The organism is Streptomyces tendae (assembly GCF_008632955.1).
GTDB lineage: Bacteria > Actinomycetota > Actinomycetes > Streptomycetales > Streptomycetaceae > Streptomyces.
This window is the reverse complement of sequence record NZ_CP043959.1, coordinates 3259189-3284129: the sequence shown is the minus strand read 5'-3', so window position 1 is coordinate 3284129 and position 24941 is coordinate 3259189. Positions and strand designations below refer to the sequence as shown.

Genomic DNA, 24941 nt, shown 5'->3' with positions numbered 1-24941 from the left:
GAGGCAAAGCCAGGGCTCCGTCCGCTCGCCGCGGCCGGCGCGACGCGACGCGACCGCCAGTCAGCGGTTGGCGACCGCCTGCTTGACCAGGGTCTTGCCGAACTCCCAGATGAGTCCGCCCTCGTGGGCGTCGTCCATCACCGCGGTGAAGGCGTCCACGAACCGGTTCACGTCGTCCTCGTCGATGATCAGCGGAGGGATCAGTTTGATCACCTCCAGATGGTCGCCGGAGACCTGAGTGAGGATACGGTGCCGCTGCAGCAGGGGCACCACCACCATCTGCGCGAACAGCCCCTTGCGGGCCGCCTGGAGCATGGTCCAGCGCGAGCGCAGCTTCAGCGAGCGGGGCCGGCCGAACTCGATGCCGATCATCAGGCCCCGGCCGCGGACCTCGGCGAGCAGTTCGTAGCGGTCGGTCAGGGCGGCCAGCCGGGTCCGCAGCAGGTCGCCGGTGGTGCGCACGTGCGCGACGATCTGCTCGTCCTCAATGACCGACAGGACCGCGAGGCCCGCGGCCATGGCCTGCGCGTTGGACCCGAAGCTGGCCGAGTGCACCAGCACCCGGTCCATCGACGAGAAGACCTTCTTGAAGATCCAGTCCCTGCCGAGCGTCGCCCCCACCGGCACGTACCCGCCGGACAGCGCCTTGGCGACGCACACCAGGTCCGGTTCCACCCCCTCCTCGTGCTGGTAGCCGTAGAAGTCGCCGGTGCGGCCGAGCCCGGTCTGCACCTCGTCGGCGATCAGCAGTGCCTTGTGCCGGTGCAGCAGTTCCTGCGCGGACCGCAGATAACCGGGCGGCGCCTCGAGCACGCCCTTGCCCTGGATGGGCTCCACGATCAGGGCGGCCACGTCGCCCTTGCGCAGCTCCCGCTCCAGGGCGTCGAGGTCCCCGAGCGGTACCGCCGTGTCGGGTAGCAGCGGGGCGAACCCGTCCCGGAAGCCCGCCTCGCCGTTGACCGAGAGGGAGCCGGTGGTCAGGCCGTGGAAGGCGTGCTCGCAGTAGAGCACGCGCGGCCGCCCGGTGGCGTACCGGGCGAACTTCAGGGCGCCCTCCACGGCCTCCGTGCCGCTGTTGCCGAAGAACACCCGGTCCAGGTGCGGGCTGTGGGCGAGGAGCCGCTCGGCGAGCAGGCCGGGCAGCGGCTGGCAGTCGAAGCGGGTGAGGTCGGCCAGGGACAGGTCCAGCACGTCGTGCAGTGCCTTGCGGACCACCGGGTGATGGCGGCCGAGGCCCATCACTCCGAACCCGGCGAGCATGTCCAGGTGGTCGTTGCCGTCGGCGTCCCAGAAGTGGGCGCCCTCGGCCCGCTCGTAGACCTTGTCGAAGCCGATGGTGTGCAGCATGCGCGGGAGCTGCGGGTTGAGGTAGCGGTTGTGCAGGTCGTAGCGCTCGGCCCCGCGTTCGGCGAGCAGCGCGCCGAGGTCGAACTTCACGGCCTGTGACGACTCCGACGCGGACTCCGCGGTGGTCATGCCTGGTGCTCCTGTGCGTCCTGTGGCTGTTTCGCGAGTTCTTCCCCGACGGCGAGGCTCGCGCTGATGCGCCCGGCGATGTCGACGGGGGTGAGACCGATGTCGGCGAGCACCTCACCGCGCTTGGCGTGCGCGAGGAACTGCTCCGGGACGCCGAACCGACGTACCGGCACGTCGATCTCGGCGTCGCCCAGCGCCAGCGCGACCGCCGAACCGACCCCGGCGGCACGGCTGTTGTCCTCCACGACGGCCACCAGCCGGTGGTCGGCGGCCAGGTGCGGGAGGGCCGGGTCGACGGGCTTGACCCAGCGGGGGTCGACCACGGTGCATCCGATCCCGCGCGCCTGGAGCAGGTCCGCGGCCTGGAGGCAGACCGGCGCCATCACCCCGACCGCCACCAGCAGCACCTCGGGGTCGTCCGACCGGTGCAGGACGTCCAGCCCGCCGACGCGGTCCACCGCCGGGATCGCCGGGCCTGCGGACTCCTTGGGGAAGCGCAGCAGGGTGGGCGCGTCGTCCACGGCGACCGCCTCGCGCAGCTGGGCGCGCAGCTGGTCGGCGTCGCGGGGCGCGGCGATGCGCAGACCGGGCACCACCTGGAGGACGGACAGGTCCCACATGCCGTTGTGCGAGGGCCCGTCGACCCCGGTGACACCGGCCCGGTCCAGGACGAAGGTGACCCCGCAGCGGTGCAGGGCCACGTCCATCAGGAGCTGGTCGAAGGCGCGGTTGAGGAAGGTGGCGTAGACGGCGACGACCGGATGGAGTCCGCCGGTGGCGAGGCCGGCCGCGGACACGGCCGCGTGCTGCTCGGCGATGCCGACGTCCCACACCCGGTCCGGGAAGCGCTCGGCGAAGGCGCCGAGGCCGACCGGGTGCAGCATGGCGGCCGTGATGGCCACCACGTCCTCGCGTTCCTCGCCGATCCTGACGATCTCCTCGCCGAAGACGGACGTCCAGGACGGCCCGCCGGAGGGGGCGAGGGGCGCACAGGTCAGGGGGTCCATCACGCCGACGGTGTGGAAGTGGTCCTCCTCGTGGGCGAGGGCCGGTTCGTAGCCGCGGCCCTTCTCGGTGAGGCAGTGCACCAGGACCGGGCCGTGGAAGCGTCTGGCCCGGCGCAGCGCGGACTCCACCGCCTTGATGTCGTGACCGTCGATCGGGCCGACGTACTTCAGGCCCAGGTCCTCGAAGAGTCCCTGGGGGGCGAAGGCGTCCTTGAAGCCCTTCTTCGCGCCGTGCAGCGCCTCGTAGACGGGCGGGCCGACCACGGGGGTGCGCTGGAGGACGTCCTTGCCCCAGGCCAGGAAGCGCTCGTAGCCGTCGGTGGTGCGCAGGGCGGCGAGGTGGTTGGCGAGTCCGCCGATGGTGGGGGCGTAGGAGCGTTCGTTGTCGTTGACGACGACGATCAGGGGCCGGTCCTTGGCGGCGGCGATGTTGTTGAGCGCCTCCCACGCCATGCCGCCGGTGAGCGCGCCGTCGCCGATCACCGCGACGACGTGTCCCTGCTCCCCGCGCACCTCGCGGGCCTTGGCGAGCCCGTCGGCCCAGCCGAGGGAGGTGGAGGCGTGGCTGTTCTCGACGACGTCGTGCTCGGACTCCTCCCGGGAGGGGTAGCCGGACAGGCCCCCCTTGCCGCGCAGTTTGGAGAAATCCTGACGTCCGGTCAGCAGCTTGTGCACGTAGCTCTGGTGGCCGGTGTCCCACAGGATGCGGTCGACCGGCGACTCGAAGACGCGGTGCAGGGCGATGGTGAGTTCCACCACCCCGAGGTTGGGTCCCAGGTGGCCTCCGGTCCTGGCGACCGCGTGCACCAGGAACTCCCTGATCTCGTCGGACAGTTCACCGAGTTCCGCCTCGGACAGCGCCTTCAGGTCACGTGGTTGCCGAATGCTCTCCAGAATGGTCACGCTCGGGCCCCCTTCGGTTCCGTGCTGTTCAGCTCACGGTGACGGCCGGCTCCCCCGACGCGATACCGTCCTTCTCCATCTGCTCGGCGATCTTCATCGCCTCCTCGATCAGCGTCTCCACGATCTTCGACTCCGGCACGGTCTTGATGACCTCGCCCTTCACGAAGATCTGCCCCTTGCCGTTCCCCGACGCCACACCCAGGTCCGCCTCACGCGCCTCACCCGGACCGTTCACCACACAGCCCATCACCGCGACCCGCAACGGCACCTCCATACCCGTCAGGCCGCCGTGACCTCCTCGGCCAGCTTGTACACGTCCACCTGCGCCCGCCCGCACGACGGGCAGGAGACGATCTCCAGGCCGCGCTGACGCAGGTTGAGCGACTCCAGGATCTGGATACCGACCTTGACCTCCTCCACCGGCGGCGCCGACAGCGAGACACGGATCGTGTCCCCGATGCCCTGCGACAGCAGCGCGCCGAAGGCGACGGCGGACTTGATCGTGCCCTGGAACGCCGGACCGGCCTCGGTGACGCCGAGGTGGAGGGGGTAGTCGCACTGCGCGGCGAGCTGCCGGTAGGCCTCGACCATGACGACCGGGTCGTTGTGCTTCACCGAGATCTTGATGTCACGGAAGTCGTGCTCCTCGAACAGCGACGCCTCCCACAGCGCCGACTCCGCCAGCGCCTCGGGAGTGGCCTTGCCGTACTTCTGCAGCAGCCGCCGGTCCAGCGAGCCCGCGTTCACCCCGATACGGATCGGGGTGCCGTGGTCCTTCGCCGCCTTCGCGATCTCCTTGACCTGGTCGTCGAACTTCTTGATGTTGCCCGGGTTCACCCGCACCGCCGCACAGCCCGCCTCGATCGCGGCGAACACGTACTTCGGCTGGAAGTGGATGTCCGCGATCACCGGATCTGCGACTTCCTCGCGATCACCGCCAGCGCGTCCGCGTCGTCCTGCGTCGGGCACGCCACCCGCACGATCTGGCAGCCCGACGCGGTCAGCTCCGCGATCTGCTGCAGCGTCGCACCGATGTCCGACGTCCGCGTCGTCGTCATCGACTGCACCGACACCGGCGCATCCCCGCCCACCGCCACGGATCCGACCTGGATCCGCCGGCTCTTCCGGCGCACGGCGAGGGGGCGCAGCGGCACCTCGGGGAGGCCCAGGGAGACTGCGGTCATCTGCTTCACTCCCTGTTCGACGAGACGGTCTCGCGCATCGCGCGCAGGGACTCCTTGAGGGACCCCATGGTGGCGAGGACGGCGGTGGGCTCGTAACCGCAGTGCGCCATGCAGTTGGCGCAGCGCGGGTCCTTGCCGCGGCCGTACTGGTCCCAGTCGGTGTCCTCGATCAGCTCCCGGTACGTCGGCACGTAGCCGTCGCTCATCAGGTAGCAGGGGCGCTGCCAGCCGAAGAGCGAGTAGTTGGGGATCGCCCACGCGGTGCACGGGAAGTCGACCTTGCCCTCGAGGAAGTCGAGGAACAGAGGTGAGTGGTTCAGCCGCCAGCGGCGCCGGTTGCCGCCCGCGAAGGCCTTCTTGAACAGCTCCCGCGTCTGCTCCACGCCCAGGAAGTGCTCCTGGTCGGGAGCCTTCTCGTAGGCGTAGGCGGGCGAGATCATCATCTCGTCGACCTTGAGGTCGTCGTTGAGGAAGTTGAGCACCTCGACGATGGTCTGCGGGGTGTCGGTGTTGAAGAAGGTCGAGTTGGTGGTGACGCGGAAGCCGCGCCGCTTGGCCTCCTTGATGGCCTCCACGGCCTCGTCGAACACGCCCTCCTTGGCGACGGACTCGTCGTGCCGCTCCCGCAGCCCGTCGATGTGCACCGCGAACGCGAAGTACGGCGACGGGGTGAACTTGTCCATCTTCTTGCGCATCAGCAGCGCGTTGGTGCACAGGAAGACGTACTTGCGGCGGGCCACCAGCTGGCGCACGATCTCGTCGATCTGAGGGTGCATGAGGGGCTCACCGCCGGCGATCGACACCATCGGCGCCCCGGACTCCAGGACCGCGCCGACGGCCTGCGCGACGGGCATGCGCTGCTTGAGCACGCCGGCCGGGTGCTGGATCTTGCCGCAGCCCTCGCACTTGAGGTTGCAGGCGAAGAGCGGTTCCAGCTCCACGATGAGCGGGAACTTGTCCCGCCTGCGGAGCTTCTGTTCGGCCAAGTATGTAGCGACCTTGATGGACTGACGCAGCGGCATGGCCATCTGGCTCACCTCCTGGGGAGCAGCAAGGAACGGTGCCATTCATAGAAAGCCGGTAGTACGGAACGAAGGACACGGAAAGCCGATATTCCACCGCGGACCGTGCCGATGCGGACGAGTTCGTGTTCAGGAGCGTCCACGACCACCCGGACGGCCGCAACCGGGCGCTCGGCCACCCGGACGGCGCTCAGGAGCGTGGCCGCCGATTCCATGTCGACCGCGATCGCGCCGGTCGCGAGCAGGTCGGACCGTTCGTGGCCGCGGACGACGTGGTCGGAGCCGGTGAGCGGGCCGGTGTGCACGGTGCGCCCGGGCACCGCGCGCACCAGTTCCTTCACCAGCAGCTCGGTGCCCACGCAGCTCACGCTGGAGCGCGGGTCACGGGTCTCCTCGGCGACCACCAGGTCGCCGGGGTGCATGCCGGGGGCGAGGCCCGCGCAGAAGCCGGTGGCGAGGACGGCCGCCCCGCTCAGGGCCGGGTCGCCTAGGACCCGGGTGACGGACCGCTCGGCCGCCGCCGGCCCCATGCCCGTGCGCAGTACGGTGACCGGCCCGCCCGGGGTGGTGCGCTCCCGCCTGCGCAGCGCGATGTGTTCGATGCCGAGCGCGCAGGCGATCAGCAGCGGGACGGGGGCGGGCCGGTTGCTCATCAGCTGCCCTTCGCCTCGGCGAGCGCCTGGCCCGAGGCGGCCGTCGCCTCGGCCGGCTTCTTGGTGAAGGGCTCCCCGTGGACGTACCGGCCGAGTGCGGTGAGCGGGAAGACCTGCCGGTAGAGGTGGTAGTTGATGGAGAAGTCCCAGGGGAAGCCGGTGCCGGTGAAGTAGGGCTCGTCCCAGGAGCCGTCCTCCCGCTGGGTGTCCGCGAGCCAGGCGATGCCGCGTTCGACGGCGGTGGAGTCCCGCTCCCCCGCCGCCAGCAGCGCCATCAGCGCCCAGGCGGTCTGTGAGGCGGTGGAGGCGCCCCGGCCGCTCCACTCCTTGGTGCAGCGGTAGGAGCGCAGGTCTTCGCCCCAGCCGCCGTCCTCGTTCTGCACCTTCTCCAGCCAGGCCACGGCCCGCCGGATCGCCGGGTGGGACGTCGGGATGCCGGCCGCGGTCAGGGCGGGGACCACGGACCCGGTGCCGTAGACGTAGTTGACGCCCCAGCGCCCGAACCACGAGCCGTCCGGCTCCTGATCGGCGAGCAGCCATGCGACGCCGCGCCGGGTGCGCGGGTCGTGGGCCAGTCCCTCGACGGCGAGCATCTCCACGACGTGCGCGGTGACGTCGGCCGACGGCGGGTCGATGACCTCGCCGAAGTCACAGAACGGCAGCCGGTTGGGGAAGGGGCTGGTGTTGTCGGCGTCGAAGGCGCCCCACGCGCCGTCGCGGGACTGCATGCCGAGGTTCCAGCGCACCCCGCGGCCGACGGCGCTGTCCACCCGGTCCGGGTCGTGGTGCTTGACCCGGCGCAGCGCGAGGACCACCTCGGCGGTGTCGTCGATGTCGGGGTAGTTGTCGTTGTGGAACTCGAACGCCCAGCCGCCCGGCGGCAGATGGGGCCGGCGCACGGACCAGTCGCCGGGCCGTACGACCTGTTCGCCGAGCATCCAGTCGGCGGCCTTGACCAGTCGCGGATGGTCGGCGGGCAGACCCGCGTCGGCCAGCGCGATGGTGGCCAGGCAGGTGTCCCACACCGGGGACTGACAGGCCTCGATCATCCGCGCGCCGTCCTCACGCCACACGGCGAACCGGTCCAGGGACTCCAGTCCGGCCCGCATCACCGGATGGTTGAGGTCGTAGCCGAGCAGGTGCAGGGCGATGACCGAGTAGACGGCCGGGGGCTGGATGCCGCCCCAGCAGCCGTCGTTCTCCTGCCGCTCGATGATCCAGCGGGCGGCGGTGTTCATGGCCGCCCGGCGCAGCCTGCGCGGGATCGCCCGGCGCACGGCGTGCAGGCCCTTGTCCAGCCGCTGGAAGGCGCCGTCCCAGGTGTTCGCCGGGGCGAACGGCCGGGGAGGGTTGGGCAGGGCGGGGTCGGTGTGCAGCTCGTCCAGCGGGAACGGGGCCGGGCGCACCGGCCGCTCGGCGGAGACGATGGTGAGCGGCACGATGGTCTGCCGCGCCCAGCAGCCGAAGTCGTAGATGTTGAGCGGCACCCAGGTCGGGAACCAGATCAGCTCGGGCGGCAGTTCGGGCAGGTCCTCCCACTTCCACCAGCCGAACAGGGCCAGCCAGATGCGGGTGAAGACCCGGCAGGCGGCGATGCCGCCCTGCTCGCGCACCCAGGCCGAGGCCTTCGCCATGTGCGGGGCGTCCGGGGCGTCGCCGGCCAGGCGGAGCGCGACGTACGCCTCGACGGTGGCGGAGAGGTCGCCCGGGCCGCCGAAGAAGGTGGCCCAGGTGCCGTCCTCGCGCTGTTCCCCGCGGATGAACAGGGCGGCGGCGCGGGTGGTGTCCTCGTCGCGGATGCCGAGGAACTGACGCAGCAGCAGGTCCTCGGCATCCATCGTGACGTTCGTCTCGAGGTCGCCCTTCCACCAGCCCTCGTCGTGCTGACGGGACAGCAGGAAGTCGGTGGCGCGCCGCATGGCGCTGGCGGCTCTGTCGGGAACCCCGGCCGCCTCGGGGATGTCGGTGTCGTTTTCGCTGGCCGCGGCCACACGGGACGGCGAGGCCGCCCCGGTGCTTCCGTCGGTCGTCGCTGTCATGGCTTCCCCTTCGTGCAGTCCTGCAAATGGTGCGTCTGCTGTGGGTCCGCCGTCGGCCGGTGAGGTACTCCCGTACCACCGGCCGGCGACTACGCGAGGGCTATTCGACCGATAGTGATCATCTCTTTCGTACGACGACGAAGTCCGCGAGTGCCGTGAACTGTTCCCGCACCCGGTCGGGCATGTCCACGGTGTCCAGGGCTCCGATGGCGATGGTGTGCTGACGTCGTGCCTCCTCGGCGGTCCACTCGCGACCGCCGGCCTCCTCGATGAGGGCGGCACGGGCCGCGAACTCCTCCTCGGAGAAGTTCGCGAAGTCACTGCTCTTGGCGTCCGCGGCGAGGATCTCGCCGAGCCGTGCGGCGGCCGGGCCGTCCGCGGCGAGGGCGGCCACGACCGGGAGGGACTTCTTGCGCTGGCGCAGGTCGCTCCAGGTCTGCTTGCCGGTGGACTCCGGGTCGCCCCAGATGCCGAGGAGGTCGTCGACGGCCTGGAAGGCGAGGCCCAGGTGGTGGCCGTACCTCTCCAGCGCGTCCGCGGTGCGGTCGTCGGCGCCGCCGAGCACCGCGCCGATGGAGCTGGCGCAGGCCAGCAGGGCGCCGGTCTTGTTGCCCTCCATCTCCAGGCACTCCTCGACGCTGACCCGGTCGCGGTGCTCGTAGGAGATGTCCTGGGCCTGTCCGTCGATGAGCGCCCGGCTGGCGCGGGTGAGCCGCCGCGTGGCGCGGCCGGCCTCGACGGTGCCGAGTTCCAGCAGCACCTCGTTGGCCAGGGCGAACAGGGCGTCGCCGACCAGGATGGCCTGGGCGGGGCCGTGCACCTTCCAGACGGTGTCGCGGTGGCGGCGCTGCTCGTCGCCGTCCATCAGGTCGTCGTGCAGCAGCGAGAAGTTGTGGACCAGTTCGACGGCGACCGCGCCGGGCACGCCGGTCTCCGGCGCGGCACCGGTGACCTCGGCGGACAGCACGGCGAGGGCGGGACGCACGGCCTTGCCGCCGTCGCCGTCCGCGGGGCGGCCCTGGGCGTCGATCCAGCCGAAGTGGTAGGCGGCGACCGTGTCCATGGGAGGTGCCAGGCGGTCGACGGCCGCCCGCAGTACCGGCGTGGCCAGGGTCCGCCCGCGCTCCAGGAGCGCGGACACGTCCACCGCGGTCCTTCGAGCGGCCTGCGGGGCCGGGGGCACAGTGGGCACAGTCTCTCCTCTTGTTGCGGTACCGGGGGTGCGGGGACCTGCCGCGCCGCTTCGCTGCAGCATCAGGCCGCCTCCTCGAAGGCGAAGAGGTGACGCGGGCGGGGCCGGCCGAGGGCGCCCAGCGCGGCGTCCGCCGCGCCGACGCCGCTGCGGACCGCACTCTCCATGGTCGCGGGCCACCCGGTGGCGGTCCACGCTCCGGCCAGGTACAGGCCGGGTGCCTTGGTGCGGGCGCCGGGCCTGAGACGTCCGACGCCGGGGGCGGGAGCGAAGGTGGCGGTGCGCTCCCGGGTGACGAAGAAGTCCTCGACCCGGGCGTCGCGGGTGTGCGGCAACAGCCGCTCCAGTTCGGGCAGGTACCGCTCGCGCAGGGCGGCGACCGGCGCGTCGATGTCGTCCTGGGCGACCGACTGGGACAGCGCCAGGTACTGGCCGCGCCGCAGGCCGGAGGCGTCGGTGCGGTCGAAGACCCACTGCACGGGGGTGCCGAGCGCCGCGAAGAAGGGTTGGGCGAGCACCTTGCGGTCGTAGACGACGTGGACGTTGAGGATGGGGGCGGTGCCGATGTCGAGCAGCCGTTCGGGGTGGTCGAGCGCGCCGGCGGGGAGCAGGTCGTGCGCCTCGCGCTGCGGCACGGCCAGGACCACGGCGTCGGCGTGGATCGTCTCGCCGGGGATCTCGACCGTCCAGCTCCCGTCGGCGCCGGTACGGACGGAGGTGACGCGGGTGCGGACCTCGGTGCGCACGCCCGCGGCGTCCAGCGCCTCTCGGGCGAGCCGGTCGTGCAGGTCGCCCAGCGGCACCCGGGCCCAACCGATGTCGGCCGCGCCGGGGTCGGAGAGCAGTCCGGTCTTGAACACCATCGCGGCGAGCGCCAGCGACGAGTCGCCCGCGACCGCGTTGAGGGTGGCGACCCCGACCAGGTCCCACAGGGCCTCGACGGCGCGCGGAGACTGGCCGTGGGCGGCCAGCCAGCTGCCGAAGTCCTCGTCGTCCAGGGCGGGGTCGGTGAGGTCGAGGCCCTTCAGCGCGAGCGCGGCCCGGCCCACCCGGGCCCGGTCGGCGAGCGACAGGTGCGGGTACGCGGCGAGGCTGCGCCCCAGGTGCAGGGGCACCGGCAGCGGGTCGCGCCGCAGCCGGCCCAGCCGGCGCCCCTCGGGGCGGTCGGCGTCGACCACGGGCACGTCGAGGCGGTCCTGCAGGGGGGCCAGGTCCGCGCCCCCGATCCGGTCGAGGAACCAGCGGTAGGCGGTGCAGCAGCGCAGGTACACGTGCTGGCCGTTGTCGACGGTCAGCTCGCCGCGCCGGAAGGAGAAGGCGAGTCCGCCCAGCCGGGGCCGGCCCTCCAGAAGGGTGACGCGCACCCCGGCGTCGGCGAGGGCGAGGGCCGCGGTGGTGCCGGCCAGTCCGCCGCCGACCACGGCGGCATGGCGTCCCGGCGGGACCGGGCCGTCCGTGCGGGGCCCCTCGGAGCGTGTGCCGTGGCTCATGCGCCCTCCCCTGCCCGACGGGGCCGCGCGAACGGTGCGAGGCCGGCCGTCTCGGTGAGGGACGCGGCGGCGCCGCGGAGGGTTGCCCGCCGCTTTCCGTCCGGGTACGCGGTGTCCATCAGGCACGCCTCCCGACGGTACGCCGGGTGACGTGGCGGGTGTCCAGACCGGAGAGACCGCGCACCGCCACGTACGCCTTCTCCCGGCCGGGCAGGGAGACCCGGCCACGCAGCACGGCCTCCGGGTCGCGCTCGATGCGGTCCAGGAGCCGGCGGTAGATGCCGGCCATGGCGGCGACGCAGGCGCCGCTGCGCCGGTCGAGCATGGGCAGCAGGCGGTAGCCCTCGGCGAAAAGGGCGCGGGCCCTGCGCACTTCGAAGTGCACCAGGCCCGCGAAATCGGAGCCCGCGGGTGGTGTCGGCCCGTCGAACCCGGCGGAACAGCCGAACTTGGCGAGGTCGTCGGCGGGCAGGTAGGTGCGCCCGCCCTCGGCGTCCTCGCGGACGTCCCGCAGGATGTTGGTGAGCTGCAGCGCCAGGCCGAGCGTATCGGCGTACTCGGCGGCGCGTTCCACGCCGCGCGCGCCCGGCTCGGTGCCGAACACGCCGAGGGAGAGCCGTCCGATGGCGCCGGCGACGCAGCGGCAGTAGACCTTCAGGTCGTCCCAGGTCTCGTACGTCTCGCCGCGTACGTCCATCTGGACGCCGTCGATGAGTTCGTCCAGGCCGCCGAGCGGGATCGGGAAGTGCGTCGCGGCGTGCGCGAGGGCGACCGCGACCGGGTCGGTGTCGTCCTCGTCGACCGCGCCGTCCCGGACGCGGGCGAGCAGCGCGCGGGTGTCCTCCAGCCGGGCGACCTTGACGTCGTCGGGGAGCGGACCGTCGCCGATGTCGTCGACCCGCCGGGAGAACGCGTACAGCGCCGACATCGCGCGCCGCTTGGGCGTCGGCAGCAGCCGGATGCCGTAGGCGAAGTTGCGTGCCTGCTGGCCGGTGACGGTCTCGCAGTAACTGTAGGCGGCGAGTACCGGTGCGGACGCGGATGGTTGCGACTCCACGGTCCGGATCACCCCTTTCCTCGCAGAGTCACGCCCGCCTCGCGCAACAGCTGCGTCTTGCCGGGCTTGGGCGGGCCGGGAAGTACGTCGTATTCGGCGGCGGCGATCGCACGGACGGCCGCCCTGCCTCCTGCCACGAACCCCGCGAGCAGCAGGCGGAGCCTGCCCCGGACGCTGCTCACCAGGGGTGCGCCCTCGTCCAGCAGGTCCCGGGCGCGCTCGGCCTGGTACGCGACGAGGGCGCGCACCGATGCGCCGGCGGTGGGTGCGGCGAGATCCGCCTCGGTGACATGAAAGAGCTTCATGTCCGCGGCGGGCAGGTAGATGCGGTCGCGGCCGAGGTCCTCGGCGACGTCCTGGAGGTGCTCGACGATCTGCAGGGCCGTGCAGACGGCGTCGGAGCGGCGGATGCGCTCGGGGGTGGCGGTCCCGGTGACGGCGAGCACCAGACGGCCGACCGGGTTGGCCGACAGCTCGCAGTAGGCGAGCAGGTCGTCGTAGGTCTCGTAGCGCTTGACGAGCTGGTCCTGGCGGTTCGCGGCGATCAGGCCGAGGAACGGCTCGGGGGTCAGCGCGCGGAGCCGGACCGTCGGCTCCAGCCGGAGCATCAGGGGGTGGCGGGGACGCGGGCCGGCCGGGTCGAACAGCCGATGAAGATCGGCTTCCAGCGCGTCCAGCAGGGCGAGGCGGTCGTCGGCCCGCTCGACGGGGACGCCGAGGGCGCGGGCGTCGGCGCCGCCGGGGGCCAGGTCGCCGTCGCCGATGTCGTCGACCAGACGGGCGAAGCCGTAGACGGCCATGAGGTCGGCGCGCCAGGCCTTGGGCAGGAAGAAGGGGGCCACCGGGAAGTTCTCGGCGGCGGCCTTGTCGAGTGTCGCCCGCTCCATGGCGTCGGGACGCGCGTGGGCCGCCGTCATCGCGGACTGCCCGGGAAGAGGACGGCGCATGCTGAGTTCAGCCGGGGAGTCTCCGAAGCCATTGCCGTCACATCTCCCGTTCTACACTGCTGACCCAATTCACACTATTTCGGACACGCCGCCCAGGCGTCCACCCGACGGCACCGATGAATGGTGTCGGGCATTATGGCCCTGATTGCCGCCTTTCGGGACCGGTACAGCTTACGTTGTACAACGCGCCTTGCCTCGCCGGGGGTCTCCACAGCACCACGACAACACACCGATCGGCGTCAAGATTCCTCCCCGTACGAGGAGTTGACGCATCTTTTGCAGACGCAGGGCCCCGCCGGACCGTTCCGGCGGGGCCCTGGACAACCGGGCTACTTGCCCGTGAACTTCTCGTACTCCCGCAGCACCTCGTCGGTCGGGCCGTCCATGCGCAGCTCGCCGCGCTCCAGCCACAGCACCCGGTCGCAGGTGTCCCGGATCGACTTGTTGTTGTGGCTGACCAGGAACACCGTGCCGGCCTCCTTGCGCAGCTCGCGGATCCGCGCCTCGGACCGCTTCTGGAACTTGCGGTCACCCGTCGCCAGCGCCTCGTCGATCATCAGGACGTCGTGGTCCTTGGCGGCGGCGATGGAGAAGCGCAGGCGGGCCGCCATGCCGGAGGAGTAGGTGCGCATCGGCAGGGTGATGAAGTCACCCTTCTCGTTGATGCCGGAGAAGTCGACGATCTCCTGGTACCGGGCCTTGATCTCCTCACGGGACATGCCCATCGCGAGCCCGCCGAGGATGATGTTCCGCTCACCGGTGAGGTCGTTCATCAGGGCCGCGTTGACGCCGAGCAGGGACGGCTGGCCGTCGGTGTACACCTTGCCGCTCTCGGCGGGCAGCAGCCCGGCGACGGCGCGCAGCAGGGTGGACTTGCCGGAGCCGTTGGAACCGATCAGGCCGATGGCCTCGCCGCGGTAGGCCACGAACGACACCCCGCGCACGGCGTGCACCTTGCGCACGCCCCGCTCCTCGCCGCGCTTGAGGATCCGGCTGAGCGCCGCCGTGGCGCTGCCCTTCCCGCCCCGGGCGCCGTTGACCCGGTAGACGATGTGCAGGTCGTCCGCGATGACGGTGGGCACCCGCGTACCCGTCTTGTCGTCAGCCACGGCCGTACCTCTCCTCTGCCTTCCAGAAGTAGACGAAGCCGACCACGGCGGCCAGCACCGCCCAGCCCAGCGCGAACGCCCAGATGTGCGGCGGCAGGTACGACGAGCCGTACTCGTCGATCATCGCGAAGCGCACCAGGTCCATGTAGACCGCGGCCGGGTTCCACTGCAGCACGTCCGCCAGCCAGGCCGGGACGTTCTTGTCCTCCAGCATCGCGGGGATGGAGAACATCACGCCCGAGGCGTACATCCAGGTCCGCAGCACGAACGGCATCAGCTGCGCCAGGTCGGGGGTGTTGCTGCCCATCCGCGCGAAGATCAGCGCCAGTCCCGTGTTGAACAGGAACTGCAGCGCCAGCGCCGGCACCACCAGCAGCCACGACAGGCTCGGATAGCTGCCGAAGCCCACCATGATCACGGCCAGCACGATCAGCGAGAACAGCAGCTGCTGGAGCTGCTGCAGCGCGAACGAGACGGGCAGCGACGCCCGCGGGAAGTGCAGCGCCCGCACCAGCCCCAGGTTGCCCGAGATGGCCCGCACGCCCGCCAGCACCGAGCTCTGCGTGAAGGTGAACACGAACACGCCCGTCACCAGGAACGGCACGTACACGTCGCTCGGGATGCCCCGCTTGGCGCCGAGGAGCAGGCCGAAGATGAAGAAGTACACCGCCGCGTTCAGCAGCGGCGTCGCCACCTGCCACAGCTGGCCGAGCTTGGCCCTGCTGTACTGGGCGGTGAGCTTGGCCTGCGAGAAGGCCAGGATGAAGTGCCGCCTGCCCCACAGCTGACGGACGTACGCGCCGAGAGGCGGACGGGCACCGCTGACGGACAGCCCGTACTTGGCGGCCAGCTCGGCCGCCGGGAGGCCCTCGTCGGGCGACACGGGCGCGGTCACCGCGACCGTGCCGTCGTGCGTTGTCTCACTCACTGGTGGATAACTTTCGTCCTCGATGTGCGTGGCCCACGCGGGCCCGCCAGGAGCCGGGGCCGGGGTGGGGCCCGGTCCCCGGACTCGAAGCTTGTCAGATCACCGGGGGCCGGCCCAGTCGGGTCAGCCGCCACACCGTACGCCACTTCATGGGCCGGCGGGGGCCGCAGGGGGTGCTCCACCCCTCGCGGAAGCCGCCGAACCACGCCTTGAGCGCGGGGCCCGAGGGACGGCGCAGCAGGGTGAGCAGCAGCCAGACGCCCAGGTACACCGGGACGAGCGGGGCGGGCAGGTTGCGCCGGGCGAGCCAGACGCGGTTGCGGGCCACCATGCGGTGGTAGACCGCGTGCCGCGAGGGGGCGGTCGTCGGGTGGTACAGGACCATGTCGGACCGGTAGTCGATCATCCACCCGGCGTCCAGGGCGCGCCAGGCCAGGTCGGTCTCCTCGTGGGCGTAGAAGAACTCGCCGGGCAGGCCGCCGACCTCGGCGATGACCTGGGTGCGCACCGCGTTGGCGCCGCCGAGGAAGGTGGTCACCCGCGAGGAGCGCATCGGGTCGGAGGCACGCAGCCGCGGCACGTGCCGGCGCTGGGTGACGCCGGTGTCCGGGTCGGCGATGCGGAAGCTGATGATGCCGAGCGACGGATCCTCCGTGAACGCCTTCCGGCACAGCTCGGCGGTGTCGGTGTGCGCGAGCAGACCGTCGTCGTCGAGGAAGAGCAGGACGTCGACGTCCCGGCCGCTGGGCCCGAAGGCCTCGATGCCGACGTTGCGCCCGCCGGGGATGCCCAGGTTCTCGGGCAGCTCGACGGTCCGTACGCCCTCGGGGACGTCGGGCACGGGTGCGCCGTTTCCGACGACGACGACCTGGACGGGGTCGCCGTCCTGCTTGGCGACCGAGTCGAGCAGGGCACGCAGTTCGTCGGGGCGGTTGCCCATGGTGATGATCACCGCGCCGACCTTCATCCCGGCGCTCACTTCAGCCTGCTGGAGACGAGGATGGACACGAGGTGCAGCACGGTCTGCAGCAGGGCGATCCCGGCCAGGACGGCGGTGCCGAGCCGGGTGAAGAACAGGTCGCCCCGGGCGGAGTCCACGATCGCGAGGAGCAGGATCAGCAGGGACGCCTCTATGCCGAGGATCAGGCGGTGGAACTTCAGGGCGGCGGCGGCCCGGCGGGCGAGCGCCATGCCGGAGGAGCGCGGCTCGGCGGCGGACTCCTTCACCGGCGGCAGACCGTTCTGGTGGCGGGCGACCCCGACCAGGTCGGTCTCCGCCTTCACGAGTATCGCGCCGAGCGCGGCGAGGGTGCCGAGGAAGGCCCACAGCCAGTCGATGCGGCCGGTGCCCCACAGGTCGGCGGCGCGCAGACCGAGGCCGACCAGCACGGCGGCGTCGGTCAGGTAGGCCCCCACCCGGTCCAGGTAGACCCCGCCGAGCGAGTACTGCTTGCGCCAGCGGGCGATCTCGCCGTCGACGCAGTCCAGCAGCAGGTACAGCTGGACCGCGACCACCCCGAGGACCGCGCCCGTGATGCCCGGCACCAGCAGGGCGGGGGCCGCGAGGACACCGCAGACGGTCATCAGATACGTGAGCTGGTTGGGGGTGACCCGGGTGTTCACCAGGTAGCGGTCCACCCGCAGGGACACCTCACGCATGTAGAGGCGTCCCATCCAGTGCTCACCGCTGCGCCGGTCCTTGACCCCCGCGGGGTGCACGACCGGACGGAGTTCAGCTACCGATGGCCTTGACATAGTCGGCGTAGACGTCCTTGATCTGTTCGGTGGTCAGGGCGAGATGTTCGAGGATGGTGAAGCGGCCGGGGCGGGTCTCGGGGGCGTACTCGACGACGCGGACGAACTCGTCGACGGAGAACCCGATCTCCTCGGGCAGGACCGGCAGCCCGTGCCGGCGCAGCACCTCGGCCATGGCCGCCGACTCCTCGTGCGCGCCGCGCAGGTACATCGCGAAGGCGGCGCCCAGTCCGCACTGCTCGCCGTGGGCGGCGGCGCGCTGCGGGTAGAGCAGGTCGAAGGCGTGGTTGATCTCGTGGCAGGCGCCGGAGGAGGGCCGGGAGTCGCCCGAGACGGACATGGAGATGCCGGTGAGGACCAGCGCCTCGGCCAGCACCTGGAGGAAGCCGTCGTCGCCGACCCCGCCGGGGTGGCGGAGCACGGCCTCGCCGGCCTGCCGGGCCATGGCCGCGGCGAGCCCGTCGACCTTCTCGCCGGTGACGCGGTGGGACAGTTCCCAGTCCGCGACGGCGGAGATGTTGGAGACGACGTCGCCGATGCCGGAGCGCACGAACCGGACCGGGGCCTCGCGGATGACGTTGAGGTCGATCACGACCGCGATCGGGTTCGGCACGCCGTACGAGCCGCGGCCGGCGTCGTTGTCGAGGGTCGCGACCGGCGAGCACAGGCCGTCGTGCGCCAGGTTGGTGGCGACCGCGACCAGGGGCAGGCCGACGCGCGCCGAGGCGAACTTGGCGCAGTCGATGATCTTCCCGCCGCCGAGGCCGACCACCGCGTCGTAGCGGCCGCCCTGGATGGCGCCCGCCAGCCGGACCGCGTCGTCGATGGTGCCGCCGCCGACCTCGAACCAGTCGGCGCCGGGCAGCGACGGCGCGACGCGGTCGCGCAGCCGGGCGCCGGAGCCGCCGCTGACCGCGATGGCGAGCCGGCCGGACTGCGAGATGCGCTCGTCGGCGAGGACGCAGGCCAGGTCGTCGAGGGCGCCGGGGCGGATGTCGACGACGACCGGCGACGGGATGAGCCGGGTCAGTACTGGCACGCGATCTCCCGTCCACGGGCGAGGTCGTCGTGGTTGTCGATCTCGACCCACCGGACGTCACCGATCGGCGCCACGTCGATCCGGAAGCCCCGGTTCACCAGCTCCTGGTAGCCGTCCTCGTAGTACAGCTGCGGATCCCGCTCGAACGTCGTCTTCAACGCGTCCGCCAGCTCGGCCGCCGCCTCCCCCTCGATCAGCGTCACGCCGATGTACTCACCCGTCGCCTCCGCCGGGTCCATCAGCTTCGTGATCCGCGTCATCCCCTTATCCGAGTCGACGACGACCTTCATCTCCTCGTCGGCGAGCTTCTTCACCGTGTCCAGCGCCAGGATGATCCTCCTGCCGTCACCCCGCGCGTCCAGCAGCGTCCGCTCCACCGACACCGGGTGCACCGTGTCACCGTTGGCCAGGATCACGCCGTCCTTCAAAGCGTCCCGCGCGCACCACAGCGAGTAGGCGTTGTTCCACTCCTCCGCCTTGTCGTTGTCGATCAGCGTCAGCTTCAGCCCGTACTTCGCCTCCAGCGCCGCCTGCCGCTCGTACACGGCCTCCTTGCGGTAGCCCACGACGACACCCACCTCGGTCAGCCCGATCTCCGCGAAGTTCGCCAGCGTGAGGTCGAGGACCGTCGGCTCCCCTTCTATGCCCGCGGGCCCCACCGGCACCAATGCCTTGGGCAGGGTGTCGGTGTAGGGGCGCAGACGCCTTCCGGCGCCGGCCGCAAGCACGAGGCCGATCATGCGGGTTCTCCTTCGTCGTGTACGGCGGGCGCGCCACCCTGATGGGCGGCCACCCAGAAGCGGATGCTCTCGGCGAGCACCACGAGAGCCACGGCCACGGCGAGGGCCGTGAGCGCGACGGTGAATCCGGACGCGGTGAGCACGGCCGCCAGCACGGCGACCGCCAGCGTGCGACCTTCGTGCCCCCCGATCGCCCGCACCAGAAGGCGCGGGGGCGCGCCCGCGTCGCCGCGGATGCGGTAGACCGTGTCGTAGTGATGGTAGGCGACCGCGGACACCAGCCCGTAAGCCGCAGGAAGGGCTCCGTTCACGTCCGCCCGGGCCGCCAGCAGCAGGACCGTGCCGTACTCGGCGGCGCGGAAGAGCGGCGGGACCAGCCAGTCGAGGGGGCCGGTGAGGGGGCGGCGGACGGCGGCGGCCGAGCAGACCACGTAGGCCGCGGCGCCGAGCACGGTCTGCCAGCCCGCACCCCACACGGCGGCGGTGCCCGTCACCAGGGCCGCGCCGAGGACGGCGGCGACCACGCCGCCGCCGGACCAGGAGACCTTGAGCAGGGTGGCCAGCGGTCCGCTGTCCGCGAGGTCGGCCAGCGCACACGCCGACCGGGCCGTCTCCCGCTCCGGCCCGGCGTCGGTCGGGTCGGCGGCCGGGCGGAGCCGCAGCGAGCGCAGCACGCGTCCCGCGGTGGTGTACACGGCGGCGAAGGCGCAGCCCACGAGCAGCGCGTAGAAGGTGATGCGGGGGGTCGTGAGGGCCGTCAGGACGGCGATCAGCGCCCAGCGCTCGCCGATCGGCAGGACGACCATGCGGCGGGCCCAGACGGTCCACCCGACCCGGTCGAGCCGGCCGGACAGGGCGGCGGCGGGGCCGGCCGCCGCGGGCGCGCCGGACCGGGACTCGGCGAAGGAGAAGTCGACGACGTGCCGGCAGGACTGGAGGATTATGGCGCCGAGCGCCAGGGCCCACACGTCGTCGCCGCCGCGGGCGGCGCCCAGGGCGAGACCCGCGTAGTAGGCGTACTCCTTGGCCCGGTCGAAGGTCGCGTCGAGCCAGGCGCCCAGCGTGGAGTACCGCAGCGAGTACCGGGCGAGCTGGCCGTCGGCGCAGTCCAGGACGAACGAGGCGAGCAGCAGCACCCCCGCGGCGACGAAGCCGGCGCGCGTGCCGGTGGCGGCGCAGCCGGCCGCGACCAGCGCGGTGAGCAGCGAGGCGGTGGTGACCTGGTTGGGGGTCAGGCCCCGGCGGGCGCACCAGCGGGCGACGTACCGCGAGTAAGGGCTGACGCAGTGGGTGGTGAAGAAGCCGTCGCGGGCCTTGACGGCGGAGCGGAGGCGGACTGCCTCCTCGTCCACGCCGGCGACGGCCTGCCGGGCCGCGTTGCGGGTCTGGGGGTCGGCGGGCACGAGGGCGACGAGGCTGCCCAGCTCGGGGCGGTGCACGTCGGTGTCGAGGGCGGCGACGACCCGGTCCGGGAGGCCCTCCACGAGGGTGCTGCCGGCGCCCGCCCCCTGGCCGGCGGAGTTCTCCCGGGCGACGGCGCGGGTCAGGGCCTGCCGGCCGGGGCCCTGGGCGGTGACGGCGCCGGGGACCGCGGAGAGCGGGAAGCGGGGGTCGGTCAGGCCGAGGCGCAGCGCGTGCACATGGCCCACGAACCGGGTGTCCACCAGGGCGACCCGCTGCTCCCCCGGCACCCCGGCGAGCAGCGTCTCGGCCTCGGCGGCACCGGACGCGGTCCGTACGTCGAAACCGAGGGAGCGCAGGTCCGCCTCGAGGGGCGAACCGGGGACCGGGGGGCCGGTGAGGATGGCGGTCGGCAACCGAATCTCACTCCCTGGGGGGCGACGCGTCCACGCCGGTCATGTACATGGTTATGCACCCGTTCGGAGGCATCCGGGCGGCATGTCGGCAGAGGCTATCGGATAGACGGAAGCCCGCGTTCACCGACCGTTCGCCGGTCGGATCGACGCGGTTCGCCGACGCCGGTGCCGGGCTCATCATCGGGGATACGGGCCCCGGCTCACAAACCGCGCCGGTCCCTCGCCTTAGGGTGGTCCACCATGACGTGGCTGATCACCGGCGGAGCCGGATACATCGGGGCCCATGTGGTGCGGGCCATGACGGACGCCGGGGAGCGTGTCGTCGTGCTGGACGACCTCTCGGCCGGGGCTCCGGCGCGGCTGCCCGACGGCGTCCCGCTGGTCAGGGGCTCCGCGCTGGACGGTGACCTGCTGGCCAAGGCGCTCGCCGAGCACGAGGTGACCGGCGTGCTGCACCTCGCCGCGCGCAAGCAGCCCGGCGAGTCCGTGGCGCAGCCGACCCGGTACTACCGGGAGAACCTGGGCGGCCTCGCGACCCTGCTGGACGCCGTCGCCGAGGCGGGCGTCGCGCGCTTCGTCTTCTCCTCGTCCGCGGCCGTCTACGGCGACCCCCACGTGGACCTCATCACCGAGGACACGCCCTGCGCCCCCGTGAACCCCTACGGGGAGACCAAGCTCGCCGGGGAGTGGCTGGTCCGGGCGGCGGGCCGGGCGCACGGCATCGACACGGTGTGCCTGCGCTACTTCAACGTCGCGGGGGCGGCGGTGCCGGAGCTGGCCGACACCGGCGTGTACAACATCGTGCCGATGGTCTTCGACCGGCTCACCCGTGACGAGGCCCCGCGCATCTTCGGGGACGACTACCCGACCCCGGACGGCACCTGCATCCGGGACTACATCCACGTGGCCGACCTGGCCGAGGCGCACCTCGCGGCGGTCCGCCGGCTGTCCGAGGGCGGGGTGCGGGGCGACCTGACACTGAACATCGGCCGCGGCGAGGGCGTCTCCGTGCGCGAGCTGATCACGGTCATCGGGGAGGTCACCGGCGACACCCGGACGCCCGTCGTCGAGCCCCGGCGACCCGGCGACCCGCCCCGCGCGGTGGCCTCGGCGGCCCTCGCGGCCGAGCGCCTCGGCTGGTCCGCGCGCCGCTCGGTGCGGGAGATGGTCGAGTCCGCCTGGCAGGGCTGGCAGCTCCTGCAGCACGCCTGAGGCACCTGACCTGCGGATCGGTTTCCGCAGGTCAGGGCACATGACAACGGTGTTCAGTGCCGCGTTGCCCCACCCCCCTGCCGCGTAGTTCACTGTGGTCCGGACGGCAGCGACGAAGGGCGGCGGAGGGCATGGGGGCAGGCCACGATCACGGGCACGCGCACGGCGTCCCGGCCGGTGCTACGGCATCCGCGGCCTACCGCGGCAGGCTGCGGGTCGCGCTGGCGATCACGATCGGCGTCATGGTGGTCCAGATCGTCGGCGGTCTGCTCGCCGACTCGCTCGCCCTGGTCGCGGACTCGGCCCACATGGCGACCGACGCGCTCGGCCTGGGGATGGCCCTGCTCGCCATCCACTTCGCGAGCCGCCCGCCCAGCGAGCGGCGCACGTTCGGGCTGGCCCGCGCGGAGATCCTCGCGGCGCTGGCCAACTGCGTGCTGCTGCTCGGTGTGGGCGGCTACGTCCTCTACGAGGCGGTCCAGCGGTTCGTCACCCCGGCGGCCACCGAGGGCGGCCTGGCGGCGGTGTTCGGCGCGGTCGGCCTGGTCGCCAACCTGGTGTCGCTGTCCCTGCTGATGCGGGGCCAGAAGGAGAGCCTGAACGTGCGCGGCGCCTTCCTGGAGGTGGCGGCGGACGCGCTCGGCTCGGTCACGGTGATCCTGTCGTCCCTGGTGATCGTCACCACCGGCTGGACGGCCGCCGACCCGATCGCCTCCCTGGTCATCGCACTGATGATCGTGCCCCGCACCCTGAAGCTGCTGCGCGAGACCCTCGACGTGCTGCTGGAGGCGGCGCCCAAGGGCGTGGACATGGCGCGGGTGCGGGCGCACATCCTGGACACGCCGGGGGTGGAGGACGTGCACGACCTGCACGCCTGGACGATCACCTCGGGCATGCCCGTCCTCTCCGCGCACGTGGTGGTCAGCGCCGACACCCTGAACGCCATAGGGCACGAGAAGATGCTGCACGAGCTGCAAGGCTGTCTGGGCGACCACTTCGACGTGCAGCACTGCACCTTCCAGCTGGAGCCCAGCGGGCACGCCGAGCACGAGGCGCGTCTGTGTCACTGAGGGTGCGCCCGGGCCACTGAAGGCGCGTACGGGCCCTTGGAGGCGCGTCCGGGCCGTTGAAGGGGCGTGAAAGCTCCCGCGCGCGCCAATGCGCCAGGGAACGCGGCCCTCCGCCCCCGTGCCGGCGTCCGTTCGCTTCGGCCGGCGCGCGGGACACGCATCTCCGCCGCCCGGCACGGGCACGATCAGCCCGGGTCCGGTGGAGCCGGGCGGCCGGCACGACCGTCCGTGGCACCGGGGGCGGGACATGCGGGAGAGGACCGGAGTGCCGGGAGTGCCGGATTCGTGCGGCAGACTTGGGCACGAACACCGAGTGAAGGATGGGTATGCCGATCACACCTGCCACCGCGACGAACAGCCCGTCGAGCGGCACCGCCGAGCCGATTTTGCTGGAACTGGTCGACGAGGACGGCGCGACGATCGGCACCGCGGAGAAGCTCGCCGCCCATCAGCCGCCGGGGCGGCTGCACCGGGCGTTCTCGGTGTTCCTGTTCGACGAGCGCGGACGGCTGCTGCTGCAGCAGCGGGCGCTCGGCAAGTACCACTCCCCCGGCGTGTGGTCCAACACCTGCTGCGGCCACCCCTACCCCGGCGAGGCGCCGTTCGCGGCGGCGGCCCGGCGGACGTACGAGGAGCTGGGGGTGTCGCCCTCGCTGATGGCGGAGGCCGGCACGGTCCGTTACAACCACCCGGACCCGGCCTCGGGTCTGGTGGAGCAGGAGTTCAACCACCTCTTCGTCGGCATGGTGCAGGCGCCGGTGCGGCCCGACGAGCAGGAAGTGGCCGCCACCGCGTTCGTGACGCCCCAGGAACTGGCGGAGCGGCACGCGCAGGACACCTTCTCGGCCTGGTTCATGACCGTGCTGGACGCGGCCCGCCCGGCGGTACGGGAGCTGACGGGGCCGTCGGCCGGCTGGTGACGGCGGCGCCGTTCCGCGTCCCCGCCCTCCCCGGGCGGGGCGCCGCGCGCCCGGCGGGCGCTAGTAGGTCTGCGCGGGCTTGAGCGGGAGGGCGGCCCAGATGACCTTGCCGCCGGTCGCCGTGTGCTCCACCTCGCAGGCCCCGCCGGCCTCCCGGGTGATCTCCCGCACCAGGAGCAGTCCGCGGCCGCCGAGGCGGCCGTAGTCGTTCTCCAGGGCGGTGGGGCGGTAGGGGTGGTTGTCCTCCACGGACACCCGCACCCACTCGGCGCCCACCGCGAGCTCGACGGCGAGCATCGGGGACAGCAGCGCCGCGTGTTTCACGGCGTTGGTGACCAGCTCGGAGACGATCAGCAGCAGTCCCTGCACCACGTCGTCCGCGACCGGCACCCCCTGCCGCAGCAGCAGGTCCCGCACGGCGTGCCGGGCCTGTGGCACCGAGGCGTCCACGGCAGGGGCGGTGAACCGCCAGACACCTTCGTACGGCAGCGGGTCGCCACCCTCACGCTCGATTGTCACCACACGTCGAGTGTTGGGACCGAGCGCCTCCCCCCTTCCCCACTGAACACAAGTCAGCGGATATCGAACGTTCCCGACCGTTCGTGCCCGACCCGGTCGGGTGCAGGATCGTTCCAGCCCGGTGCGTGCCGGGTTTGGGGCACTCTTCCGTTTGTACGGGTCCAAGGCGCCGGCGACCCCGTACGGTCAGCGGCCGGCGACCATGCCGACGACGCGGCGGCCGCCGTAGCCGGTGGCGATCAGGCCCAGCCCGTCGAACAGCAGGGACAGCGAGAAGAACGTACCGATGACGTACTGGCTGCTGCTCGGCCAGGTGGCCAGCACCAGGATGCCGAGGAGCAGCCCGAAGGCGCCCTGCACCAGCGTCCAGCCGAACTGCGGACCGCGCACCACCATGCTGCCGACCAGCCGGAACACCCCGCCGGTGAGGAACAGCAGCGCCGCGAACATGGTCAGCGCCTCGGCCGCGGCCTCCGGGGTCTTGATGACCACCACCCCGGCCGCGATGTTCAGGGCGGCGACGACGACGCCCAGCCAGAAGAAGTTCGTCTGCCGCGCCTGCACCGCGTGCAGCAGTCCGACGAGGCCGCCGACCAGCAGCAGCCAGCCGAACAGCAGCATCGTGGTCAGCGTGGCGACGGCCGTGTACACCAGGCCGGTCAGTCCGGCGACGACCAGGATCACTCCCAGCACGGCGATCCAGCCGAAGCCACGGTTCAGCTTCGCCGCGTCACCCTGCCGCCCTGCGGTCCCGCCGGACCTGGCCATGACTGCCTCCCGGAGCTCGGCCCCTCTTCCCGTCCCCGTGTCCCCTTCCCGAGACGGTCGTAACCGGTGGCGGGGCGCCCGGCGTCCATGGCCG

General features: G+C 72.2%; 22 protein-coding genes and 1 pseudogene. 3 read left to right on the top strand and 20 right to left on the bottom strand.

Annotated features, from left to right (window positions below; translation table 11 throughout):
- Positions 1 to 60: 60 nt before the first annotated feature.
- From F3L20_RS15055 to F3L20_RS14975, 18 genes and pseudogenes are all read right to left on the bottom strand, one after another.
- Positions 61 to 1476 (bottom strand): aspartate aminotransferase family protein, encoded by a 1416-nt coding sequence (locus F3L20_RS15055; protein ID WP_150154824.1) that lies wholly within the window; start codon positions 1474 to 1476, stop codon positions 61 to 63.
- Positions 1473 to 3386: a 1-deoxy-D-xylulose-5-phosphate synthase gene (dxs, locus tag F3L20_RS15050; RefSeq protein ID WP_150154823.1), complete on the bottom strand. Its 1914-nt coding sequence runs from the start codon at positions 3384 to 3386 to the stop codon at positions 1473 to 1475. The genes F3L20_RS15055 and dxs overlap by 4 nt, the downstream gene beginning before the upstream one ends.
- A gap of 28 nt (positions 3387 to 3414) precedes the next feature.
- Positions 3415 to 4570 (bottom strand): annotated as a pseudogene (ispG, locus tag F3L20_RS15045) (flavodoxin-dependent (E)-4-hydroxy-3-methylbut-2-enyl-diphosphate synthase).
- Between the two features lie 5 nt (positions 4571 to 4575).
- On the bottom strand, positions 4576 to 5598 hold the full coding sequence (hpnH, locus tag F3L20_RS15040) for an adenosyl-hopene transferase HpnH (protein ID WP_024888636.1): 1023 nt from the start codon (positions 5596 to 5598) through the stop codon (positions 4576 to 4578).
- A 5-nt stretch (positions 5599 to 5603) separates the two neighbouring features.
- Positions 5604 to 6245 carry a 1-hydroxy-2-methyl-2-butenyl 4-diphosphate reductase gene (locus F3L20_RS15035; protein WP_145824952.1) on the bottom strand — a complete coding sequence of 214 codons (642 nt, stop codon included), beginning with the start codon at positions 6243 to 6245 and terminating at the stop codon, positions 5604 to 5606.
- Positions 6245 to 8284 (bottom strand): squalene--hopene cyclase, encoded by a 2040-nt coding sequence (gene shc, locus F3L20_RS15030; RefSeq protein ID WP_150154822.1) that lies wholly within the window; start codon positions 8282 to 8284, stop codon positions 6245 to 6247. Before shc ends, F3L20_RS15035 begins: the two co-directional genes overlap by 1 nt.
- Positions 8285 to 8402: 118 nt before the next feature.
- Positions 8403 to 9467, bottom strand: a complete 1065-nt coding sequence (locus F3L20_RS15025) for a polyprenyl synthetase family protein (RefSeq protein WP_167534693.1) — start codon at positions 9465 to 9467, stop codon at positions 8403 to 8405.
- Between the two features lie 71 nt (positions 9468 to 9538).
- Positions 9539 to 10966, bottom strand: a complete 1428-nt coding sequence (gene hpnE, locus F3L20_RS15020) for a hydroxysqualene dehydroxylase HpnE (RefSeq protein ID WP_150154820.1) — start codon at positions 10964 to 10966, stop codon at positions 9539 to 9541.
- Positions 10963 to 11085, bottom strand: coding sequence for a DUF6380 family protein (locus tag F3L20_RS35615; protein WP_382686256.1), 123 nt, complete (start codon positions 11083 to 11085; stop codon positions 10963 to 10965). Before F3L20_RS35615 ends, hpnE begins: the two co-directional genes overlap by 4 nt.
- Entirely contained in the window at positions 11085 to 12035 is a 951-nt protein-coding gene (gene hpnD / locus F3L20_RS15015; protein WP_167534528.1) for a presqualene diphosphate synthase HpnD, read from the bottom strand. The genes F3L20_RS35615 and hpnD overlap by 1 nt, the downstream gene beginning before the upstream one ends.
- A complete protein-coding gene (hpnC, locus tag F3L20_RS15010) occupies positions 12032 to 12940 on the bottom strand; it encodes a squalene synthase HpnC (protein ID WP_150157345.1) in 909 nt (302 codons plus the stop codon). The genes hpnD and hpnC overlap by 4 nt, the downstream gene beginning before the upstream one ends.
- A 359-nt stretch (positions 12941 to 13299) precedes the next feature.
- A complete protein-coding gene (locus F3L20_RS15005; RefSeq protein WP_150154818.1) occupies positions 13300 to 14079 on the bottom strand; it encodes an ABC transporter ATP-binding protein in 780 nt (259 codons plus the stop codon).
- Positions 14072 to 15007, bottom strand: coding sequence for an ABC transporter permease (locus F3L20_RS15000; protein WP_150154817.1), 936 nt, complete (start codon positions 15005 to 15007; stop codon positions 14072 to 14074). The genes F3L20_RS15005 and F3L20_RS15000 overlap by 8 nt, the downstream gene beginning before the upstream one ends.
- A gap of 94 nt (positions 15008 to 15101) precedes the next feature.
- Positions 15102 to 15974 carry a glycosyltransferase family 2 protein gene (locus F3L20_RS14995; RefSeq protein ID WP_382686287.1) on the bottom strand — a complete coding sequence of 291 codons (873 nt, stop codon included), beginning with the start codon at positions 15972 to 15974 and terminating at the stop codon, positions 15102 to 15104.
- An 8-nt stretch (positions 15975 to 15982) separates the two neighbouring features.
- Positions 15983 to 16726: a CDP-alcohol phosphatidyltransferase family protein gene (locus F3L20_RS14990; protein ID WP_150154816.1), complete on the bottom strand. Its 744-nt coding sequence runs from the start codon at positions 16724 to 16726 to the stop codon at positions 15983 to 15985.
- 13 nt (positions 16727 to 16739) lie between these two features.
- Positions 16740 to 17801: an iron-containing alcohol dehydrogenase family protein gene (locus tag F3L20_RS14985; RefSeq protein WP_145824962.1), complete on the bottom strand. Its 1062-nt coding sequence runs from the start codon at positions 17799 to 17801 to the stop codon at positions 16740 to 16742.
- Positions 17789 to 18541 carry a sugar phosphate nucleotidyltransferase gene (locus F3L20_RS14980; protein ID WP_150154815.1) on the bottom strand — a complete coding sequence of 251 codons (753 nt, stop codon included), beginning with the start codon at positions 18539 to 18541 and terminating at the stop codon, positions 17789 to 17791. The genes F3L20_RS14985 and F3L20_RS14980 overlap by 13 nt, the downstream gene beginning before the upstream one ends.
- Entirely contained in the window at positions 18538 to 20358 is a 1821-nt protein-coding gene (locus F3L20_RS14975; RefSeq protein WP_150154814.1) for a DUF5941 domain-containing protein, read from the bottom strand. Before F3L20_RS14975 ends, F3L20_RS14980 begins: the two co-directional genes overlap by 4 nt.
- A gap of 240 nt (positions 20359 to 20598) precedes the next feature.
- Between F3L20_RS14975 and galE the strand changes: the two genes are divergently transcribed.
- From galE to idi, 3 genes are all read left to right on the top strand, one after another.
- Complete coding sequence (gene galE / locus F3L20_RS14970) at positions 20599 to 21570, top strand: UDP-glucose 4-epimerase GalE (RefSeq protein ID WP_150154813.1); 972 nt, start codon at positions 20599 to 20601, stop codon at positions 21568 to 21570.
- A 131-nt stretch (positions 21571 to 21701) separates the two neighbouring features.
- The gene (locus tag F3L20_RS14965) at positions 21702 to 22640 is read left to right on the top strand and encodes a cation diffusion facilitator family transporter (RefSeq protein ID WP_150154812.1); all 939 of its coding nucleotides are present in this window, start codon (positions 21702 to 21704) and stop codon (positions 22638 to 22640) included.
- Positions 22641 to 22966: 326 nt separating this feature from the next.
- Entirely contained in the window at positions 22967 to 23560 is a 594-nt protein-coding gene (idi, locus tag F3L20_RS14960; protein ID WP_150154811.1) for an isopentenyl-diphosphate Delta-isomerase, read from the top strand.
- A gap of 60 nt (positions 23561 to 23620) precedes the next feature.
- Here idi and F3L20_RS14955 read toward each other — a convergent pair whose 3' ends face one another.
- Together F3L20_RS14955 and F3L20_RS14950 are read right to left on the bottom strand one after the other, a co-directional pair.
- Positions 23621 to 24082, bottom strand: a complete 462-nt coding sequence (locus F3L20_RS14955) for an ATP-binding protein (RefSeq protein WP_145826197.1) — start codon at positions 24080 to 24082, stop codon at positions 23621 to 23623.
- A 183-nt stretch (positions 24083 to 24265) separates the two neighbouring features.
- The gene (locus F3L20_RS14950) at positions 24266 to 24847 is read right to left on the bottom strand and encodes an HdeD family acid-resistance protein (RefSeq protein ID WP_150154810.1); all 582 of its coding nucleotides are present in this window, start codon (positions 24845 to 24847) and stop codon (positions 24266 to 24268) included.
- Between the last annotated feature and the right edge of the window lie 94 nt (positions 24848 to 24941).

Excerpts from the sequence above, each read along its gene's own strand:
- idi (WP_150154811.1), top strand. The coding sequence starts at position 22,967 with ATGCCGATCACACCTGCCACCGCGACGAACAGCCCGTCGAGCGGCACC.
- F3L20_RS14950 (WP_150154810.1), bottom strand. The coding sequence starts at position 24,847 with ATGGCCAGGTCCGGCGGGACCGCAGGGCGGCAGGGTGACGCGGCGAAG.
- hpnH (WP_024888636.1), bottom strand. The coding sequence starts at position 5,598 with ATGGCCATGCCGCTGCGTCAGTCCATCAAGGTCGCTACATACTTGGCC.
- F3L20_RS15035 (WP_145824952.1), bottom strand. The coding sequence starts at position 6,245 with ATGAGCAACCGGCCCGCCCCCGTCCCGCTGCTGATCGCCTGCGCGCTC.
- F3L20_RS14995 (WP_382686287.1), bottom strand. The coding sequence starts at position 15,974 with ATGAAGGTCGGCGCGGTGATCATCACCATGGGCAACCGCCCCGACGAA.
- hpnE (WP_150154820.1), bottom strand. The coding sequence starts at position 10,966 with ATGAGCCACGGCACACGCTCCGAGGGGCCCCGCACGGACGGCCCGGTC.
- F3L20_RS14980 (WP_150154815.1), bottom strand. The coding sequence starts at position 18,541 with ATGATCGGCCTCGTGCTTGCGGCCGGCGCCGGAAGGCGTCTGCGCCCC.
- galE (WP_150154813.1), top strand. The coding sequence starts at position 20,599 with ATGACGTGGCTGATCACCGGCGGAGCCGGATACATCGGGGCCCATGTG.
- hpnC (WP_150157345.1), bottom strand. The coding sequence starts at position 12,940 with ATGACGGCGGCCCACGCGCGTCCCGACGCCATGGAGCGGGCGACACTC.
- F3L20_RS14965 (WP_150154812.1), top strand. The coding sequence starts at position 21,702 with ATGGGGGCAGGCCACGATCACGGGCACGCGCACGGCGTCCCGGCCGGT.
- F3L20_RS35615 (WP_382686256.1), bottom strand. The coding sequence starts at position 11,085 with ATGGACACCGCGTACCCGGACGGAAAGCGGCGGGCAACCCTCCGCGGC.
- F3L20_RS15055 (WP_150154824.1), bottom strand. The coding sequence starts at position 1,476 with ATGACCACCGCGGAGTCCGCGTCGGAGTCGTCACAGGCCGTGAAGTTC.
- shc (WP_150154822.1), bottom strand. The coding sequence starts at position 8,284 with ATGACAGCGACGACCGACGGAAGCACCGGGGCGGCCTCGCCGTCCCGT.